This is a genomic window from Thalassomonas sp. M1454, assembly GCF_007097525.1.
GTDB lineage: Bacteria > Pseudomonadota > Gammaproteobacteria > Enterobacterales > Alteromonadaceae > Thalassotalea_A.
The window spans coordinates 1-1,757 of record NZ_VKDD01000014.1; the positions used below are offsets into that span (position 1 = coordinate 1).

Annotated in this window: 1 protein-coding gene; it reads left to right on the plus strand. The window is 43.9% G+C overall.

What is annotated here, in order from left to right; all coding sequences use genetic code 11:
- On the plus strand, positions 1-1,757 hold a 1,757-nt coding region (locus FNN08_RS16190; RefSeq protein WP_143587532.1), incomplete at both ends, for a TonB-dependent receptor domain-containing protein.

The following is a 1,757-nucleotide window of genomic DNA, read 5'->3' on the forward strand; positions in this document are numbered from 1 at the left end:
GGTTCAGGTTACGAGTACACAAACCGTGTTATGAACGAAGGTGAAGAAGATGAATTAGACTACGGTTACTACTGTGGTACGGATTTATCGGGTACTCGTTCAATTCGTAACGAGCGTGAAACGATTTCAACGTACTTAAGTGGCGAGTATAACTTAACTGATGATACGGTTGTGTATGCTGATGTAATGTATTCACAACAAGACGCGTTTATCCGTGGTAACTTCCACTTCTTAAATGCCCCAATTATCGAGTACCGTGAAGACGGTGACGGTAACATGGCCGCGTTACAAGAGTTTAGTGATGAGTATGCTGGTTCAGAGTTTTACGATTACCGTACCGAGCAACGTTTGTTTGCTCAACATGAGCTAGGGTTTCGTTCAACGACGGTTGAAGATGAGTCGGTACAATTAATCACGGGTGTTAAAGGTATTATCTTTGACGATTATGATTGGGACTTATCATTCAGTCGCAGTGAAAATGCCAACGACACGTACGCTAACTTACTTAAAGAAGAAGGTATTTATAATACTTACTTAGGTCAGCAAGGTGATTACTGGGAAGTTGAGTACTACGATGGTTTAGGTACGAACGATTTATATGACCCAATCACAGATGAGATGCGCGATGCGTTACGTGGTATTCAGCATACAACGGCAGACTCTTACTCAAATACGTTATCAGCGTTAGTTACGGGTCCATTAATGGAGTTACCGGCGGGTGAGGTTTACTTTGCATTAACGGCGGAATGGAATAAGCAAGGCTATGACATTGAGCTTGATGACCGTACATTAAACAGCACAGGCCAAGGCTGGTGGGGTACAACCGGTACTGAAGGTGGTGGTGACCGTGAGCGTTACGCGATTGGTTTAGAGTTACAAGTACCAATCTTAGATTCGGTAAGTGCTCAGCTTGCAGGTCGTTATGACCAATACGACGATGACACCACGGATGTTGGTGGTCGTTTCTCACCACAGGTTGGTTTAGAGTATCGTCCGACGGACAGTTTGTTAGTACGTGCTAACTGGGGTTTAAGCTTTAGAGCGCCAGATATGCACCGTGTATTTGCAACCGAAGGCGGTTACTACACGTCGGGTGCAGATTTATCGGTTTGTGAAGACCAATACTATGAAAACGAGCGTGATGATGACGGTGACTTACCGGAAGATATCGAGCCGTTTGAGCCGAGCGAGAACTGTATGCTGCAATCAGTTAAAGGTAGCAGTTCAGGTTCAAAAACGCTTAAAGAAGAAGAAGGCATGAACTACGGTGTAGGTTTTGTTTGGGATATGACAGATGACCTAAACGTAACGGTTGACTGGTATGCGATTGAAATAGAAAACCTAGTAATGGGTGAATCAGTTCAAGGTATCTTAGAAACCGACTACTACTGTAAAGAGCGTCAAACGACGGATGAAGATGCGGATGATTACTACCCGTATGAAGTAACAGAGCGTCCAGACATTGTACCTGGTAGTCAACAGTGTTTAGAGAACGAAGCAAAAATCACGCGTAAAGACGGTGGTTTTGCAGGTGAAATCATAGATACGGTAAGCACGACTCATGTAAATGCTGCGAAACAAACGACGGAAGGTATTGATGCAAAAGTAGCGTATCGTTACGAGAGTGCGTTTGGTGATTGGTACTTCAACTTAGGTTGGACGCATACACTTGATTCAACGTTCCAAGTAGATAAAGAGAGTGAAGAAGTTCATACCCGTGATTTATGGTGGAACTCGAATGCACGTTCAACGATGAA